The 18,483-nt window shown below is 73.8% G+C and carries 10 protein-coding genes and 1 tRNA gene; 3 read left to right on the forward strand and 8 right to left on the reverse strand.

From position 1 onward, the window contains the following. Positions 1-9: 9 nt before the first annotated feature. The 4 genes from ACH4N1_RS10940 to ACH4N1_RS10955 form a co-directional block, all read right to left on the reverse strand. Complete coding sequence (locus ACH4N1_RS10940; protein ID WP_398096231.1) at positions 10-7,914, reverse strand: amino acid adenylation domain-containing protein; 7,905 nt, start codon at positions 7,912-7,914, stop codon at positions 10-12. Beyond that, a complete protein-coding gene (gene sbnA, locus ACH4N1_RS10945; protein WP_398096233.1) occupies positions 7,911-8,915 on the reverse strand; it encodes a 2,3-diaminopropionate biosynthesis protein SbnA in 1,005 nt (334 codons plus the stop codon). The genes ACH4N1_RS10940 and sbnA overlap by 4 nt, the downstream gene beginning before the upstream one ends. 28 nt (positions 8,916-8,943) lie before the next feature. Beyond that, on the reverse strand, positions 8,944-9,147 hold the full coding sequence (locus ACH4N1_RS10950; protein ID WP_398096235.1) for a hypothetical protein: 204 nt from the start codon (positions 9,145-9,147) through the stop codon (positions 8,944-8,946). A gap of 477 nt (positions 9,148-9,624) precedes the next feature. Further along, positions 9,625-9,885, reverse strand: coding sequence for a hypothetical protein (locus ACH4N1_RS10955; RefSeq protein WP_398096236.1), 261 nt, complete (start codon positions 9,883-9,885; stop codon positions 9,625-9,627). Positions 9,886-10,115: 230 nt separating this feature from the next. Between ACH4N1_RS10955 and ACH4N1_RS10960 the strand changes: the two genes are divergently transcribed. Further along, positions 10,116-11,084, forward strand: coding sequence for a LuxR family transcriptional regulator (locus tag ACH4N1_RS10960; RefSeq protein ID WP_398096238.1), 969 nt, complete (start codon positions 10,116-10,118; stop codon positions 11,082-11,084). Positions 11,085-11,536: 452 nt separating this feature from the next. On the opposite strand, the gene ACH4N1_RS10965 is transcribed toward ACH4N1_RS10960, so the two are convergent. Together ACH4N1_RS10965 and ACH4N1_RS10970 are read right to left on the reverse strand one after the other, a co-directional pair. After that, the gene (locus tag ACH4N1_RS10965) at positions 11,537-12,313 is read right to left on the reverse strand and encodes an ABC transporter permease (protein ID WP_398096239.1); all 777 of its coding nucleotides are present in this window, start codon (positions 12,311-12,313) and stop codon (positions 11,537-11,539) included. Further along, positions 12,306-13,268 (reverse strand): ATP-binding cassette domain-containing protein, encoded by a 963-nt coding sequence (locus ACH4N1_RS10970; protein WP_382790017.1) that lies wholly within the window; start codon positions 13,266-13,268, stop codon positions 12,306-12,308. The genes ACH4N1_RS10965 and ACH4N1_RS10970 overlap by 8 nt, the downstream gene beginning before the upstream one ends. A gap of 231 nt (positions 13,269-13,499) precedes the next feature. On the opposite strand from ACH4N1_RS10970, the gene ACH4N1_RS10975 reads away from it, so the two are divergent. Then, complete coding sequence (locus tag ACH4N1_RS10975; RefSeq protein ID WP_398096240.1) at positions 13,500-15,722, forward strand: MMPL family transporter; 2,223 nt, start codon at positions 13,500-13,502, stop codon at positions 15,720-15,722. A 29-nt stretch (positions 15,723-15,751) separates the two neighbouring features. Next, positions 15,752-16,783, forward strand: coding sequence for a 2,3-diaminopropionate biosynthesis protein SbnB (sbnB, locus tag ACH4N1_RS10980; RefSeq protein WP_398096242.1), 1,032 nt, complete (start codon positions 15,752-15,754; stop codon positions 16,781-16,783). A gap of 122 nt (positions 16,784-16,905) precedes the next feature. Here sbnB and ACH4N1_RS10985 read toward each other — a convergent pair. Next, positions 16,906-16,979, reverse strand: a tRNA-Ala gene (locus tag ACH4N1_RS10985). Between the two features lie 114 nt (positions 16,980-17,093). Continuing rightward, a complete protein-coding gene (gene glpR, locus ACH4N1_RS10990; protein ID WP_398096244.1) occupies positions 17,094-18,419 on the reverse strand; it encodes a gephyrin-like molybdotransferase receptor GlpR in 1,326 nt (441 codons plus the stop codon). Positions 18,420-18,483 lie beyond the last annotated feature (64 nt).

The raw sequence follows: 18,483 nt of genomic DNA on the forward strand, positions 1-18,483 counted from the left end.
GTCCTCGTGTCACAGGGAGGCCCCCCAGTCGTCCATCTCGTTCTCGAATGCGTCCAGTTCGTCCTGGCTCAGGGCGATGAGCTCCACGTCGCTGGGCGTGTGGCCGCCCGCGTCGGGGTTCTGGGCGTGGGTGACGAGCGCGCGCAGCGCCCGGAACCAGCCCTCGGCGACGTCGGCGGCGTCCGCCTCGTCGAGGAGTTCGCCCGGCCAGGTCCACACGGCGGTCAGGCGCGGCCCGTCCGGTCCGTCCTCGGTGAGGGCGTTGAGGCCGAGCACGTGCGGCAGCGCGAGCCCGGGGTCGGCGCCCGCCGCGATGAGCGCGGACTCCTCGGTGGTCGCCCAGTCCGCGTCGCGCGGGGCGGGCAGCCGGCCCAGGTAGTTGAAGCCGAGCTGCGGGGTGCGCTCCAGGCCCGGCAGGGCGGCGATCCGGCGCAGGACGCCGAAGCCGATCCCGTGGTCGGGCACGGCCCGCAGCTGCTCCTTGACCTGCTTGAGCACGCGTCCCGCCGCGGGCCCGCCGGCCCACACCTCCGCCCAGTCCGGCGCGCCGAGGTCGACGCGCAGCGGGTAGGTGGTGGTGAACCAGCCGACCGTCCGGCCGAGGTCGACGCCGTCGGCGATCTCCTCGCGGCCGTGGCCTTCCATCTCGATCAGCACCGCGGCCGCGTCGTCGCGGGTGCGGCGCCGCCAGTCGGCGACGGCCAGCGCGTAGGCGGTGACCAGTACGTCGTTGATCTCGGCGTGGAAGGCGGCGGGCACCTCGGTGAGGACCGCCCGGGTGGCCTCGGTGTCGAGGGTGCGGCGCAGGGTGCGGGCGGTGGCGTGGGTGTCCCGCGCCGGGTCGAGGGCGCGTCCGGCGAGCAGCGGGTCGGCGGCGGACAGCGTGCGCCGCCACAACTCGCCCTCGTCGGCGCGCCGTTCGGAGGCGGCCTCGGCGGCGAGCAGTCCGGCCCAGTGCCGTACGGAGGTGCCGACCGGCTCCAGCCGCGCCGGGGTGCCCGCGACGGCGGCCCGGTGGGCGCGGTCGAGGTCGTCCAGCAGGATCCGCCAGGAGACGCCGTCGCAGACCAGGTGGTGCAGGGTCAGGACGAGCCGGCCGGGGCGGCCCGTGCCCGCGTCGAGCCAGGTCGCGCGGAGCACCGTGCCCTCGCGGGGGTCCAGGCGTGCGGCGTCGGCGAGGGCGGCCCGCCGTACGGCCTCGGCGAGGGCGGGGCCGTCCAGCCGGGCCGTGTTCTCCCGGCCGAGCAGCCAGGGCGCGTTGACCGTGCCCGGCTCGCGCACCTGCAGCGTCCAGGTGCCGTCCTGGTCGAGCAGCCGGGTCCGCAGGGCGTCGTGGTGGTCGATCACCGTCTGGAGGGCGGTGGCCAGGCTCGCCCGGGTGGCGCCGGCCGGGGTGCGGACGGCGACCGCCTGACGGAAGGCGTCGAGGGGGCCGTCCAGGGCGTGCAGCCAGCGCATGATCGGGGTGGGGGCGAAGGTGCCGACGCCGTCGTCCGTGCCGCGCACGACCTGCTCCGTCACCGGGCGGGCCACCGCGGCGAGCCCGGCGGGCGTGCGGTGCAGGAAGACGTCCTGCGCGGTGAGCAGCAGGCCCGCCGCGCGGGCCCGTCCGACCAGCTGGATGGAGCTGATGGAGTCGCCGCCCAGGTCGAAGAACCCGGCGTCCGCGCCGACCTCGTCGAGCCCGAGCACCTCGCCGAACACCGCGCACAGCGCGCGTTCCCCCTCGGTGACCGGGGCCCGGCCGCGGGTGGCGTCGGTGTAGTCGGGGGCGGGCAGGGCGCGCCGGTCGAGCTTGCCGTTGGTGGTCAGCGGCAGGCCGTCCAGGGTGACCACGGCGGCCGGGACCATGTAGTCGGGCAGCCGTCCCGCCACGTGGCCGCGCAGGGTCGCCGGGAGCGGGGCCGCGCCGGCCGCCGGGACGACGTAGGCGACCAGGCGCTTGTCGCCGGGACGGTCCTCGCGGACGACGACCGCGGCCCGGTCCACCTCCGGGTGGGCCGTCAGCGCGGCCTCCACCTCGGCCAGTTCGATGCGGAAGCCCCGCAGTTTGACCTGGTCGTCGGCGCGGCCCTGGTAGTCGAGGGTGCCGTCGGCGCGGCGGCGCACCAGGTCGCCGGTGCGGTACATGCGGGCGCCGGGCGGACCCCAGGGGTCGGTGACGAACCGCTGGGCGGTCAGGTCCGGGCGGCCCAGGTAGCCGTGCGCGAGGCTCGCGCCGCCGACGTACAGCTCGCCGGTCACCCCGGCCGGGACGGGCCGCAGGTCGTCGTCGAGGACGTGCACGACCGTGCCGGCCAGCGGGGTGCCGATGGGCGGCCGGCCGCCGGGGACGAGGGGTTCGCTGACGGTCGCGCAGACCGTCGTCTCGGTGGGCCCGTAGGCGTTGAGCAGGGTGGTGTGCGCGGCCCACTTCTCCACCAGGGCGGGCGGGCAGGCCTCCCCCGCGGTGATGACGGTCATTCCGGACGGCACCGGCCGGTCCTCGGGCCAGGCCGCCAGCACGGCCGGCGGCAGGCAGACGACGTCGATGCCGGCGTCGGCCAGGTACGCGGCGAGGGGGTCGCCGGGTGCGCGCTGCTCCTCCGTGGCGAGGACCAGGACGGCGCCGGTGACCAGGGCGGTCAGCACCTCCCAGGCCGCCGCGTCGAAACTGAGCGAGGCGAACTGGAGCAGCCTGCTGCCCTCGCGCACCCCGAACCGGGCGGCCTGCGCGGTCAGCGCGGTGGCCGAGGCGTGTCCGACGACGACGCCCTTGGGGCGGCCGGTGGAGCCCGAGGTGTAGATGACGTAGGCCGGGTCGCCGGGCACGGGGCCGTACCCGGGGGCGCGGGTGGGCCGGCCGGCGAGGTCGGCGAGGGTGGCGTCGGCGTCCAGCACCAGCGGCTCGGGGGCCGTGGCGGGGACCCGGTCGGCGACGGCGGCCGTGGTCAGCACCGCGGCCGGGCGGGCGTCGTCGAGGACGTAGGCGATCCGCTCGTCCGGGTAGGCCGGGTCGACGGGCAGGTAGGCGGCTCCGGCGGCCAGGACCGCGAGGACCGCGGTGACGGTGTGCGCGGAGCGGTCCGCCATCAGCGCCACGACCTGGCCGGGGCGCACGCCCCGCTCGACGAGCAGGTGCGCGAGCCGGTGCGCCCGGTCGGCGAGGTCGCCGTAGGAGACGGTGGTGCCGTCGGGCAGGGCGAGCGCCGGGCGGTGCGGGTCGGTGGCGGCGCGGGCGGCGAACAGGCGCGGGATCGTGGTGGGTTCGGGCGCCGCGGCAGCGGAGCCGTTCCCCTCGCCGAACAGCCGCTCGCGCTCGGCGGGCAGCAGGGCGTCGAAGCCGCTGAGCGCGGTGTCCGGCCGCTCCGTGAGGGCGCGCAGGAAGCTCACCAGGCGGGCGGCGACCGAGGCGGCGCTCGCCCGGGTGAACAGGTCGGCGCTGTACTCCAGCAGGCCGTCGATGCCGGCGGGGCGCCCGCCGCCGTCCTGTTCCTCGGTGAGTTCGAAGGCCAGGTCGAAGCGGGAGGTGCCGGTGGGAACGGCGGTCGTCGTGGCGCGGGTGCCGGGCAGGGCGAGGTCGGTCGCCGCGTTGTTCTGGAGGGCGAGCAGCACCTGGAACAGGGGCTGGCGGGCCAGCGAGCGCTCCGGGTTGAGGGCCTCGACGAGCCACTCGAAGGGCACGTCCTGGTGGGCGTAGGCGGCCAGGTCGGTGGTGCGGGCGCGGCCGATCAGCTCACGGAAGGTGGGGTCGCCGGAGACGTCGGTGCGCAGCACGAGGGTGTTCACGAAGAACCCGACCTGCCGTTCCAGTGCCGCGTCGATGCGGCCCGCGACGGGGGTGCCGAGCGGGATGTCGGTGCCGGCGCCGAGCTTGCGCAGCAGGGCGGCGAGCGCGGCCTGGAGCACCATGAAGACGCTGGCGCCGGTGGCGCGGGCGAGCGCGGTGACCGCCTCGTGCAGGTCCTTCTCCAGCCGGAAGGCGACCTGGCCGCCGCGGTGGCCGGGCAGGGCGGGGCGTGGGAAGTCGGCCGGCAGCTCCAGCTCGTCGGGGATCCCGGCGAGTTCACGGCGCCAGAAGTCGAGCTGGCGGGCGGCGAGCGAGCCGGGTTCGGCGATGTCGCCGAGCAGGTCGCGCTGCCACAGCGTGTAGTCGGCGTACTGGACGTCGAGGGGTGCCCGGTCGGGGGCGTGTCCCGCGAGGCGTGCCGTGTACGCGGCGCGCAGGTCCTCGGCGAGCGGCAGCACCGACCAGCCGTCGCCGGCGATGTGGTGCAGCACCACCAGCAGCACGTGCTCCTGCTCCTGGTCCTGCGGCCGGCCCTGCCGCTGGTCCCGCTCCCGCTCCCGCTCCGGCAGCGTGAACAGCTCGGCCCGCAGCGGCAGGTCGGCGGCGAGGTCGAAGGGGCGGACGGCCCGTTCGGCGAGCACGGCGTCGAGGTCGGCGGCGGCGACCTCGGTGACGGGGAGGTCGAACGGTCTGTTTCCGGCGGCCAGGACGACCTGGACGGCCCGGCCGTCGCGCTCCGGGAAGACCGTGCGCAGCGACTCGTGGCGGTCGACGACGTCCCCGAGGGCGGCGGCGAGCGCCTCCCGGTCGAGGGCCCCGGTCAGGCGCACGGCGCGCGGCAGGTGGTAGCCGACGGCCGCGTCCGCGTCGAGCCGGTCGAGGAACCACAGGCGCTGCTGGGCGAAGGACAGGGGCAGTTCGGCGGGCCGCTCCCGGGCGGTGACCGCGGGACGCGCGGCCCCGGCCCCGGTGAGCCGGCCGGCGAGCGCGGCCACGGTGGGCGCCTCGAAGAGGACCCGGACGGGGAGTTCGGCGCCGAGCAGCACCCGGATCCGGCTGATCGCGCGGGTCGCCAGCAGCGAGTGGCCGCCGAACTCGAAGAAGTCGTCGTCGATGCCGACCTGTTCGACGCCGAGGACCTCCGCGAACACCGCGCACAGCACCTGCTCCTGCGGGGTGCGGGGACGGCGTCCCGGCTGTCCGGCGGTGAGGTCGGGCACGGGCAGCGCCTTGCGGTCGACCTTGCCGTTGGGGGTGAGCGGCAGCCGGTCCAGGACCACGAACGCGGCCGGGACCATGTAGTCGGGCAGGGTGCCGGCCAGCTCGGCCTTCACCTCGGCGACGTCGACGTCCCCGGTGACGAACGCGGCCAGCCGGGTGGTGCCGGCGCTGTCCACGGCGACGTCCACGGCCGCGTCGGTGACGCCGGTGACACCGCGCAGCGCGGCCTCGACCTCGCCGAGTTCGATGCGGTGGCCGCGGATCTTGACCTGGTGGTCGACGCGCTCCAGGAACTCCAGGCGGCCGTCCGGGCGGTGCCGTACGCGGTCGCCGGTGCGGTACATGCGGGCGCCGGGCTCGGGGGCGAACGGGTCGGCGACGAACACGGCCGAGGTGCGGCGCGGATCGTCCAGGTAGCCGCGGCCCACGCCGACGCCGCCGACGTACAGCTCGCCGGGCGCGCCCACGGGCACGGGGCGCAGGCCGTCGCCGAGGACGTACAGGCGGGTGTTGCGGATCGCGGAGCCGATCGGGGTGTGGACGTCACCGAGGTCGGCCTCGGTGCGGATGAAGGCGTGGGTGACGTCGTCGGAGGCCTCGGTGGGGCCGTAGGCGTTGACCAGCGGCACGTCGGGGAAGTGCGCGAACCAGCGGCGGCACAGGTCGGCGGGCAGCGCCTCGCCGGTGACGACGAGGTGGCGCAGGGAGGCCAGCCGGGGCCGGACGGCACCGCTGTCCCAGTCGTCGACGGCCGCCCGCAGCAGCGAGGGCACGACCTCCAGGACGGTGACGCCCTCCTCGTCGACCAGCGCGAACAGGCCCTGCGGGTCGGCGGCCAGCGAGCGCGGCACGACCCGGGTGCGGCCGCCCGCCACGAGCGCGGCGAGCATCTGCCACACGGAGATGTCGAAGGTGACGGGCGCGTTGTGCACCAGGACGTCGCCGGCCGTCAGAGCGAGGTCCTCCACCTTGGCGAGCAGGTGGTTGACCATGCCGGCCCGGTGCACCATGGCGCCCTTGGGGCGGCCGGTGGAACCGGACGTGAAGATCACGTAGGCCAGGTCGTCGTCCGTGCCCGCGGCCGCGGGAGCGGGCACCAAAGTGTCGTCCGCTCCCCCCTCCTGGAGTTCGACGATCTTGGGCCAGTGGTCGCCGGCCGCCAGCAGCTGGTGGGCGTACCCCTCGCGGGCGGGGCTGAACAGCAGGGCGTCCGCGCCGCTGTCGGCGAGCAGGGCCGCCCCGCGCGCGACGGGTGCGTGCACGTCGAGCGGGATCCAGGCCGCACCGGTGGCGAGCACTCCGAGGACGGCGGCCACGAACTGCGCGCCCGGATCGGCGACCAGCGCCACCAGCGACCCGGTGGACACCCCGGCCCCGGCCAGCCGCAGGCTCACCCGGTCGGCGCGCCCGCACAGTCCGGCGTACGTGAGCCGTTCGGTGCCGTCGTCGACGGCGACCGCGTCCGGGGCGGCGGCGGCCAGCTCGCGCACCCGCTCCACCACGTCGGTGAAGCCGCCGGTGCGGGCGGTGGCGTTCCAGTCCTCCAGGACGACCTGCCGCTCGGCGGGCAGCGTGACGTCGAGCCGGCCCAGCGGCAGCGCGGGCGGGGCGAGCGCGAAGCCCTCCAGGTGGGCGAGGAGCCGCTCGCCGTGCGCGGCGAGTTCCTCGTCCGTGAACAGGCCCGGGTTGGCGTCCAGCCGCAGCGTCCAGGCACCGTCCGGCGCGTCCAGGTAGATGAGCTGGAGTCCCGGCACGGGCCCGGTGGACAGGTTGTGCAGCCGGCCGGTGCACGCGCCGAAGACCAGGTCGGCCCCCGACTCCAGCACGTTGACGGTCGGCCCGTACGACAGCTCCGCGTCCCCGGCGAGACCCAGCTCGCGGCGCAGCCGGTCACCGCGGTAGCCCTGGTGGCGCAGGGTGGTGCGCAGTTCGGCCGCGGTGCGTTCCAGCAGGCCTTCGCGGGTCAGCGCGGGCGTGACCTCCAGCGGCAGCGGCAGGAAGTTGGCGCGCATGCCGGCGACGGTGCGGGCCACCGGCGTGGTCCTGGCCGGCACGGGCAGCGTCAGCAGGACCCGGCTGCCGCCGGTGACCCGGGCCAGGTAGGAGGCGGTGGCCGCGACCAGCGCGGCGGGAAGGGTGACCCGGCTCTCCCAGGCGACCCGCTCCAGCCGGGCCACGGTCGCCGGGGGAACGGGGGAATTCCACCTCAGCGTGTTCCGTGCCCGCAGCGGGCGCCGCGCGGAGAGCCGGGTCGGCTCGGGGGTCTCCGTGAACCGGCCGGCCCAGAACCGGGCGTCGCGCTCGTGCTTCGCGGAGTCGAGATAGGCCTGTTCGTCGTCGACGAGGACCCGCAGGGGCGGCAGGGGCGCACCGCCGTCCGCTCCGGCGTACAGCTCCGCGAACCGCCGGTAGAACGGGGTGCGGCTGAAGCCGTCCAGCAGGATGTGGTTGGCCGACACGTAGAACCGGTGGTGGTCGTCGGCGAGCCGGTGCAGCTGCCACCGCACGGCGCCGTCCAGCAGCGAGGACGGCAGCGCCAGGTCCTCCTCCATCAGCCGGCGCGAGACGGCGTCCGGGTCGGCCTCGGCGCGCAGGTCGCGCACCGCGACGCCGGGCGTGGTCAGCGGGCCGGCGGGGTCGGCGGGGTCGGCCCGGTGCAGGGCGCCCTCGCGGACCTCCCGGCCGAACTCCCGGATCGTCTGCACGGCTTCGCCGTCCCGCTCGGTGAACACCGCGCGCAGGGCGTCGGTCTCGGCGAGCAGGCCGTGCCAGGCCGCGGCGAAGCGGGCCGGGTCGAAGGGGCCGTGCAGGTCGAGGTGGTCGGCCATGGTGAAGACCGGGTTGCCGGGGTCGAGCTGCTGGGCGTACCACATCTCCCGCTGCGCGAGCGAGAGCGGCAGTTCGTGGCTGGACGACTCGCTCATCGTTGATTCACTCCAGAAGTGGCGGGGGTCGGCCCGGTCCCCAGGCCGAACTCGTCGAGGCCGTAGATGTCCTGGACCCAGTTGCTCTGGTAGATCGTGTCCAGGTAGCGATCACCGAGGTCGGGGGAGATGGCCACGGCGGTGACGTCCTCCCCGGGCCGGTGCTCGGCGAGCCAGCGCACCGCGCCGTTGACGACCGTCCCGGTCGAACCGCCGAAGAGGAATCCGCTGCGCGCCAGCTGGTGGCAGGTGCGGATGGTGTCGATCTCCGGCACCAGCACCATGTCGTCGATGTAGGACTCGTCGAAGAGGGCCGGCCGCACGCCGGCGCCGAGGCCGGGGATCATGCGGGGGCCGGCGGGCCCGCCGAAGGTGACCGAGCCGACGCTGTCGACGCCCACGATCGTCACCTGCGAGCCGGGGCGGTCCTTGAAGTAGCGGGCGCAGCCCATCAGCGTGCCGGTGGTGCCGGCGCCGACGAAGAGCAGATCGAGTCCGGGGAACTGCTTCTCGATGGCCGGAGCGGTGGTGCGGTAGTGCGCCATCCAGTTGTTGGCGTTGGCGTGCTGGTTGAGCCAGAGCACCCGCTCGTCCTCGGAGCACAGCGCCCGTACGTGGTCCAGCCGGGCCCCCAGGAAGCCGCCCGCGCCGGTGGCCTCGGTGATGACGTGCACCTCACCGCCGAGCGACTCGATGGCCTGGCGGGTCGTCAGGTTCGTGCGGGCGTCCACGACGCAGATGAAGCGATATCCCTTGGCCGCGGCGATCATGCTCAGCGCCAGGCCCAGATTGCCCGACGAGGACTCCACCAGAACGGAGTCCGGTCCCAGCGTGCCGCTGCGCTCGGCCGCGTCGATCATGGAGGCGGCTGCCTTGAGCTTCACCGAGCCGGCGAAGTTGAAGGCCTCGCACTTCAGATAGAGCGGCCATCCGTACAACTGCCGCAGGTCTACGAAGAGGTCTTCCTCGTGGAACTCCTGCGGGGTCCCGATGATGGGCACCGTGCCCGACCTCCCCCGTCTTCCCGTGTCAGGACCACTCGGGTTCGCCGTGCAGCCCGATCAGCCCCTGAAGGGTGCCGAGCAGGTCGGCGACCGCGCCGCCGACGGCCGGCGAGGTGACCGCCGTTCCCGTTCTCGCGGTGACCGTGCTCGCGGAGGCGGACCCGGCGCCCACGACGAGCGCGGAAACGGCGACGGCGGCGCAGGCAGCAATGCGAAGCATCGACGGCATGGATAATTCCTCGTTTCAACTTGTCGGGTAATTCCGGAGAGGCCCGCTCGGAGTTTCCCGGGGAAAGTCCGGGGCATCTCGTCCGATGGCTCGATTCTTACAACCCGTCACCCCTGGGTTAAGGGTTTCAGCTGTCAGGGTCCTGCCGTGACAACGTCATGCCAGATTGTTTTCCGGAGCCGCGGGAAAAGGGAACTGACCATTCCCCCATGGCATAGGGACCCCGTCGAAATAGGAGCTCAACATTCCGGGAACCCCGGGCGGACGGCGGGCCGCCGACCGGGCACCGACGGGGAACCGGTCGGGACCTGCGCGGATCAGGTCGGCACCGGCGGGAACCAGGTCGGCACCACCGGCACGGATCCGGTCAGGTGACGCTCGGAGCCCGGTCGGGTTCCGGCCGGGCGCCGGCCCGGCCGCCGGTCGGGTTCCGGCCGGGATCCCGTCGGGTTCCGGCCGGGAGCGGCCGGGCGGCGGTCAGTCGCCGACGGACTCCCGGATCTCCCAGCCGCGCAGCGGCTCCCCCCGCAGCGACCGCGTCACGACGCGCCGCGCGGCGGCGTGGGCCGCCGCCTGCGTGGAGGCGGACACGAACAGTACGAGGTCGGCGCCACCGGCACCGACCTCCGCGTAGACGTGCTGGACACCGTCCCGACTGCCGGCCACCGCGCGCACCGACCGGCACAACTCCCGGTCGTCCAGGGGTCTGCGGCCACGCGCCAGGCGCACATTAATCATGTACACAGCAAGCTCACGCGGCTTGGCCGACAATCGGTCAACTTCGGTTGTAATCGCGCCACAGGTGTCTCATTCCGGTAGGACAGCCGGGGGCCGTCACTGACGATCTACCTAGCCCGCGGGGACCGGGAGAGCGGGAGACTGGTACGTGGTCTGAAGACGTACATAGGGGGCGAAGAGTGTTGCGGATACTCGGGCTGGCATCGGATCCGGAGAGTCTGTATCGAGCCATGATCGAGGAACCCCACCTGGATGTGCCGGGGCTCGCCTCGCATCTGGACTGGGCCGTCGAGCGGGTCCGGCACGCCCTCGACGAGCTGGCCCGGCTCGCCCTCGTCCGCCCCTCCGGCGACTCCCCCGGCGAACTCCTCGTCGTCAACCCCGAGCTGCGACTGACCGCGCTGCTCACCCAGGAGGAGGTCCGGCTCGCCGAGCGCCAGCAGGCCATCGCCACCAGCCGCCAGGCCGTCACCGAGATCATCGGCAGCTACCACAACGCCGTCCACAACCAGCGCGGACTGGAGGTGGAGCGCATCACCGGTCTGGAGATGATCCGCGCCCGGCTGGAGGAGCTGTCCCAGGAGTGCGCCGAGGAGCTCAGCGCGTTCATCCCGTTGAGCAGGCAACCGGCCGACTCCCGCCGCGCGGTCCGCCCGCTGGACGAGAGCCTGCTGGGCCGGGGCGTCCACATGCGGAGCATCTATCTCCAGGGTTCGCTGAACGACCCCGACATGACCACGCACTTCGACTGGCTGAGCGACCTGGGCGGACGGGTGCGCACGGTGGCCACCCTGCCCCTGCGGCTCATCGTCTTCGACCGGCGGATCGCCGTGGTGCCCTCCGATCCGGAGAACACCGCCTCCGGCGCCCTGCTGCTGCGCGGGAAGGGCCTGGTCTCCGCCCTGTGCTCGCTGTTCGAGCACGTCTGGGAGGCCGCGACGCCCTACGGCCAGGAGCCGATCACCGACTCCCGCACCGGCCTGTCGAGCCAGGCCCGTGCCATCCTCAGCCTGCTCGCCCAGGGGTACACGGACGACGTGGTGGCCAGAAAGATAGGGGTCTCGGTCCGCACCTCGCGCCGCATCACGGCCGAACTGATGAGCCAGCTCGGCGCCCGCAGCCGCTTCCAGGCCGGCGTCCTCGCCGGAGAGCGGGGCTGGCTGCGCGGGGCGACGGCGGAGGGCGAGACCCCGGCCTGACCGGGCGGGACCGGCACCACCGGCCGGACGGCACGCCACGGGAGAACGGGCCGCCACGGAAAAGCGGAGGCCGCGGACCGCCACGGGAAAGCAAAAGCCGCGGACCGCCGCGGAAAGACGGACACCGCGGACCACCGCGGAAAAGCGAGAACCGCGGCCCCCCGTACGGACAGAGGAACCGCGGACCACCGTAGGAGCAGGTCCGCGGCGGACCGCCGCGAGGACGACGGCGTCGCGGACCGCCGTACGCACCGAAGCGCCGCGGGCCGCCGTACGCACAAAAGCGCCGCGGGCCGCCCTCGGGGCGAGGGCGTCGCGGGCCGGTGCGGAGACGAAGGTGCGGCGGGCCGCCGTGGCGGCGTGGGCCGCGCGGTCCGCCGCGGGAACCGAGGCCGCCCCCAGCGGGGAGCGGGTGTCGCGGCTGTGGCGCCGGGCGCCACGACACCCGCCGCTCACCGGGCCGCGGCCGTGCGGAAGGCGCGCAGGGCCAGCGGTACGACGACCGCGAGCAGCACCCCCAGGGTGAGCACCGAGGCCAGCTCCGGATGCCGTACCGGCAGGCTCGCGCCGGCGGAGGCGGGGGCGTTGCCCCACAGCACCCGGCACGCCTCGGCCACCGAACTGACCGGGTTCCACTCGGCGACCGCCCGCAGCCACCCCGGGAGGCCCCGCAGCGGCATGAAGGAGTTGGAGAGGAACGAGAACAGCACGAGGGCGAGAGCGGTGACGCCGTTGATGGCCTCCATGTTGCGCATCGCGAGGCCGATCAGCACGCCCAGCCAGAGCATCGCGTACGTGAACCCGAGGAGCAGCGCGAAGCCCGCGACCGCCTCCAGGAACCCGCCGTGGATGCGCCAGCCGACCAGCAGGCCGATCCCCGCCACCGCGCTCATCGCGGCGGCCGCGGTGACCAGGTCCGCCACGGTGTACGCGAACAGCACCGAGGCCCGTGAGATGGGCATCGAGCGGAACCGGTCGGTCAGCCCCGTGCGCAGGTCCGAGGCCACCCCGAGCGCGGTGGCGCCCACACAGGCCAGGCCGACCTGCGCGAACACGCCCGCCATCACGTAGTCGTGGTACTCGCCGCCCTTGACGCTGATCACGCTGGCGAACAGGTAGCCGAGGATGACGACCATCGCGATCGGTGTGAGCGACACCGAGATGATCTTCTCCGGTGTCCGGCGCAGATGCGTCATCTGCCGTCCGGTCAGGGCCAGGACCTCACTCATCGCCGCTCTCCTTCGTCTGGGCGCCCGCCCCGGTCAGCTGGAGGAACACCTCGTCGAGCGACGGCCGTCGCACGGCGAAGTCGGTGACCGGCACGCCGGAGCGTTCGAGTTCGGCGGCCGCGCGGGCCACTCCCCCGATGCCGTCCACGAGCCGCACCGCGACCCGCCGGGTCTCCCGGTCGACCACCGGCGCCTCGGACACCGCGCGGCCGAGCGCCGCCGCGGCCGCGTCGAGCGACGCGGAACGCTCCACGGAGATCTCCAGCCGCTCGTCACCCACCTTCCGCTTGAGTTCGTCGGCGGTCCCCTCGGCGATCACCCGGCCGGAGCCGAACACGGTGATGCGGTCGGCGAGGAAGTCCGCCTCCTCCAGGTACTGGGTGGTCAGCAGCACGGTGACACCGCGGGCGATCTGCTCGCGGACCTGCTGCCACAGCGTGATCCGGCTGGCCGGGTCCAGCCCGGTGGTCGGCTCGTCGAGGAACAGCACCTGCGGCGAGGCGACGAGACAGGCGGCCAGGTCCAGGCGCCGCCGCATTCCCCCGGAGTACGTCTTCGAGGGCCGGCCGGCCGCGTGCTGGAGCCCGAAGCCGTCGAGGAGTTCCTCGGCCCGGGTCTGCGCGCCGCGCCGTCCGAGGCCCATCAGCCGGCCGATCAGGACCAGGTTCTCGCGCCCGGTGAGCAGTTCGTCCACGGCCGCGTACTGCCCGGCCAGGCCGATCCTGCGGCGCACTTCACGCGGCCGGCGCACCACGTCGTAGCCGGCCACCGTCGCGCGGCCGGCATCCGGCGCGAGAAGGGTGGCCAGGGTGCGCACCGTGGTCGTCTTGCCCGCGCCGTTCGGGCCGAGCAGCCCGAGCACGGTGCCCGGTGGCACGCTCAGGTCGACACCGGCCAGCACCTCGTGATCGCCGAATTTCTTTCTCAGCCCTTCGGCCTGAATGGCGAATTCCATGCCCCTCCCCGCCCTCTTCCGGATCTCTCCGAGTGTGTTTGGATTCCCTTTCCGAGGCGTGAAGGTAGCAGGATAAATACCGGCCAGGTGACCGTTATGTCCGATATGACATGGCAGCACTCTGCAGCCGCAGCTTGCTGCCTCCGCGAGACCTACGAATGCCCGTGAGCGCACGCCAAGCTTTTTCCCGGAACCCCGCACCCCCCATGCCGCAGGAGAGAAGAAGCGAAAATGGCAGCCAAACGGAACCTCGCAGCCGCACTCGGCAGGTGGAGTGCCGAACACCGGAAGACCGCGGTGTTCGGCTGGCTCGTCCTGGTCGTTCTGGTGATGACGCTGGGCAGCTCGGCGGGCCAGGTCAACCTCACCGAGGCCGACTACGGAACCGGCGACTCGGGCCGCGCCGAGCGCATCCTCCAGGACGCCGGGCTGACCGAACCCGCCGGCGAGCTGGTCTACGTCCGCAGCGACGAACTCACCGCCGACAGCCCCCGGTTCACCAAGGCGGTCGCCGACACCGCCGACGCCCTGGAGGCCACCGGCCTCGTCACCCGCGTCCGCACCCCCGACACCACGAAGCTGGTCTCCGCCGACAAGCACGCCGTGCTCATCACGTACGACGTCAAGGGCGACCCGGACACCGCCGCCGACCGCGTCCAGCCGGTCATCGACGCGGTGGAGAAGACGGACGCCGCCCACGCCGACGTGACGCTCGGTCAGTACGGCGCGGCCACCGGCCTGAAGTCCATCAACGACAGCCTCGGCGAGGACTTCGTGCGCGCCGAGTACACCGCGCTGCCGGTCTCGCTGGGCATCCTGCTCGCCGTGTTCGGCGCGCTGGTCGCCGCCCTGCTGCCGATCGCGCTCGCCGTGACGGCCTGCGTCGGCGCGCTCGGCCTGCTCGCCCTGACCAGCCACGTGGTGCCGGTCGACGGCATGACCAACTCCATGATGTTCCTGATGGGTCTGGCCGTCGGCGTCGACTACTGCCTCTTCTACCTGCGCCGCCAGCGCGAGGAGCGCGAGGCGGGCCGCGACAACGCCACCGCGCTGCAGATCGCCGCGGCCACCTCCGGCCACTCCGTGCTGATCTCCGGCGTCACCGTCTGCGTCGCCATGGCCGGCATGTTCCTGTCCGGGCTGACCGTCTTCGAGGGCTTCGCCATCGCCACCATCGAGGTCGTCGTCATCGCCGTCCTCGGCTCCATGACCGTCCTGCCCGCCCTGATGGCCATGCTCGGCGACCGGATCGGCGCCGGCCGCATCCCGTTCCTGGGCCGCCGCCGGGCCCGCCGCGCCGCCACCGGCACCCCGCGGCGCGACAGCGTCCTGCTGCGCGGCGTCCTGGCCCGCCCCGCCGTCTTCGCCCTGCTCGCCGCCGCGTTCCTGCTCGCCCTGGCCGCGCCCGCGCTCGGCATGAAGACGGAGAAGCTCGGCACCGACAAGCTGCTGCCCGAGGACAACCCGACCGTGGTCGTCTCCCAGCAGATCGAGAAGGACTTCCCCGGTTCACCGGCACCCGCGAGCGTCATCGTCAAGTCCGCCGACATCGACTCCGCGGAGATGAAGCGGGCCATCGCCGACTTCCAGGCCAAGGCTGTGGCCTCCGGCCGGACCGGCAAGTCCATCGACGTCACCGTCCACGCGAAGGAGAACATCGCCGAGCTGAGCGTCCCGCTGGCCGGGAACGGCTCCGACGCCACGTCCAAGGAGGCCCTCACCACCCTGCGCGAGACCCTCGTCCCGGACACCGTCGGCAAGGTCGCCGGCACCACCGCCCTGGTCCGCGGCGACCTCGCCTTCTCCGTCGACTACAACGACCAGCTGAAGAAGAGCATCGTCCCGGTCTTCGCCTTCGTCCTCGGCGTGACCTTCCTGCTGATGCTGTTCTCCTTCCGCTCCCCCGTCATCGCCCTCACCTCGATCCTCCTCAACCTGCTCTCGGTGGGCGCCGCCTACGGCGTGATGACGGCCGTCTTCCAGCACGGCTGGGGCGCGTCCGTGGTCGGCACGGAGGGCATCGGCGCGGTCGAGTCCTGGATGCCGCTGTTCGTCTTCGTGGTGCTGTTCGGCCTCTCGATGGACTACCACGTGTTCGTGGTCTCCCGGATCCGCGAGGCCTACGACCGCGGCGCCACCACCCGTGACGCCATCGCGCACGGCATCCGCACCACCGCGGGCGTCGTCACCAGCGCCGGTCTGATCATGGTCGCCGTCTTCGCGGTCTTCGGGACGCTGGAGATGCAGGACTTCAAGCAGCTCGGCGTCGGCCTCGCGGTCGCGGTCCTGCTGGACGCCACCCTGGTCCGGGCGGTCCTGCTGCCCTCGGTGATGCTCCTGCTCGGCAACGCCAACTGGGCGGCCCCGAAGTTCCTGCGCGCGTCCCGCCCGGCCACGTCCGGCGACCACGCCGCGGCCCGCACGGCCCCGGAACGCGCGGCCGCGGGCCGATGACCCCCACCCATCCGACGGAAGGCACCCCCGTGTTCGAGTTCAGCGTGGTCGGCGGCACCACGGCCCGCGAGGTCATCGCCCGCTCCCGTCCCGAGATCGTGCGCGAGGTGCGCTCCACCTACCTGGCGCACGACGACGGCGACTCGGTCAACCCCGACAGCTACTTCCTGCGCTTCCCCGACAAGCCGGACGCCCGCATCATCGCGCTCCCCGCCTACCTGGGCGGCGAGCACGACGTGGCCGGCATCAAGTGGATCGGCTCGTTCCCGCAGAACATCGCCGACGGCATCCCCCGCGCCAGCGCCGCCCTGCTGCTGAACGACTACGCCACCGGCTACCCCTTCGCCCTCCTGGAGGCCTCCCAGATCAGCGCCGCCCGTACGGCCGCCTCCGCGGTCCTGGCCGCCGAGCAGCTCTCCGGCTCCCGCACCGCCGGGCACCTGTCGGTGATCGGCGGCGGCATCATCGCCCGCAACATCCTGGAGTTCTTCGCCGCGCAGGGCTGGCAGTTCGGCGGCGTCACGGTCCACGACAAGGTCCCCGAGTACGCCGAGGCCCTCGCCGCCCACGCCGACGACCACCTCGGCTACCGCACGTCGACCACCGCGAGCCTCGAAGTCGCCCTGCTCAAGGCCGACATCGTGGTGTTCGCGACGACGGCGGCGGAGCCGTACGTGCTGGACGCGGGCGCGTTCGCCCCCGGTCAGGTCGTGCTGAACATCTCCCTCAGGGACATCGGCCCCGAGCTGATCCACGACGCCTACAACGTCGTCGACGACGTCGACCACTGTCTGAAGGCCGACACCTCGCCGCACCTCGCGGAACAGAAGTACGGCAACCGCGACTTCGTCACCGGCACCCTCGCCCAGCACATCCGCGGCCAGGTGAGCACCGGCACCGACAAGCCGGTGATCTTCTCCCCGTTCGGCCTCGGCGTCCTCGACCTCGCGGTGGGCCTGCACGTCTACCGGGAGGCCCGGGCCGCCGGCGAGGCCGTCGCCATCGACGGTTTCTTCGGCGAGACGACCCGCTGGCCGACCCGCCCGCCCCAGCACGGCTGACCCTCGCACCCGACGGAGCCCCCGCCGACCTCACCGGCGGGGGCTCCGTGCCGGCTTCCGGGTCGCACCAGCACATGGCAGAAGGCCCGTTCCTGATATCAGGAACGGGCCTTCATGTTGTGTGGACCTGTGGGGATTTGAACCCCAGACCCCCTCGATGCGAACGAGGTGCGCTACCGGACTGCGCCACAGGCCCTTGCAACGAGTGAAACTCTAGCATCCCCGTCGGGGTGCTCGGAAATCCGCTCCCCGGGCCCCCGACCACCGCGGACACGGCATCGCCCACGCGTCGCCCGATCCGCGTCGCCGCTCACTCGTTGGCGGCCCGCGGCCGCTCGCCGTCCTCGTACTGGTCGAACAGCGGCGTGCGGCCCCGCTCGCGCGAGCGCCGGGCCGACGCGGCACGGCGCGCGTCGCTGCGCTCGCCGTCCTCGGCCCGTCCCGCGTCCCCGTCCGGCCCCTCCTCCGCGCCGTCCGCGGCGTCCCGGTCGGGCGTCTCGTCGGCCGCCTCGTGCTCGGGCGCGACGGTGCTGGACCGGGCCGAGCTCCAGGTGTCCGGCGCCCCGAGGTCCACGTCGGAGGTGGCCCGCGGCGCGACCGGCGCGGTCACGTACGTCGGCAGCGGCACCGGCACCGGGTCCCAGCTGTCGCCGTGGCCGGGCCGCCGCTGGCGTTCGCGCTGCTGGTCGACCCACTCGGCGTGGTCGGTCTGCTCGACGAGCGCCCTGCGGTCCGCGGCGAGCGCCACCAGGCCCGGGTCGGTCTCGGCCTCGGGGCCCTCGTGCGGCTCCTCTGCGCCGGCGTCGAGGCCGGAGTCGACGGAGGCGGAGCCGGAGCCGTGCGCGGCCGGGGCGGACGCCCGTCGGCGCGGCTGCCGCTCACGCAGCCGCTGGGCGGCGGCCTCGGCCTGCCTGCGGTCCATCTGGTACGCGAACCGGCGGCGCTCCTGGGAGCGCAGGTGGGCGATGTATCCGCTGAGCAGGACGGCGGGCACGCCGGGCGCCCACAGGAACGCGAGTCCGCCGACGGCGGCGACGATCGCGCCGAGGGTGAAGGCGAGGAAGAGGACGACGGTGGTGCGCCTGCGGCGCGCGAGGACCTTCGAGCGCCGGGCGCGCGCCGCGGCCGCCTGCGCCTGCGCGGATTCGGCGGTGGAGGCCGCCGGCGCGGAGGGCGCGCGCCGCGTCTCGGGCACGCGCGGATGCGCCGGCCCGGTGCCGGATTCCTGCGCGGGCCCGGCCGGCTGCTCACGGGCCGCCCTGGCGGAGTGCTCGCGGGCCGGCTCGGAACGGGGCTGCTCGCGGGCCGACTCCGGGCGGGCCTGCTCGCGCTCCTGGACCGGCGCCGTGACCTGGGGCCGGGCCGGGGGCATGGCGAAGGCCCGGACGTCCACCGATTCGGTGGGGATGTCCGGCGCGTCGGCGTCGGGCTCCTCCTCCTCGGCGGAGCGCGCCCGCAGGTCCTTGGCGTACCGGCGCTCCATGCCCGCCCGTCCGGACAGAAGCCGGATGGCGGTGCTGAAGCGTTCGGTCGGACGGGCCTCGTTCAGCTCGTCCTGCCTACGGAGCCACATCGGCACCAAGTAGGCGGCCCAGGCCCCGACGATGACTGCGTAGATCAGGCCGCTGCTGCTCACCCCTCACACGGTAGAGGGGTTTACGTGAGGCCATCCGCCAATTGAGCCGGTGTGTCGCACGATC

The organism is Streptomyces sp. NPDC017202 (genome assembly GCF_044331705.1).
GTDB lineage: Bacteria > Actinomycetota > Actinomycetes > Streptomycetales > Streptomycetaceae > Streptomyces.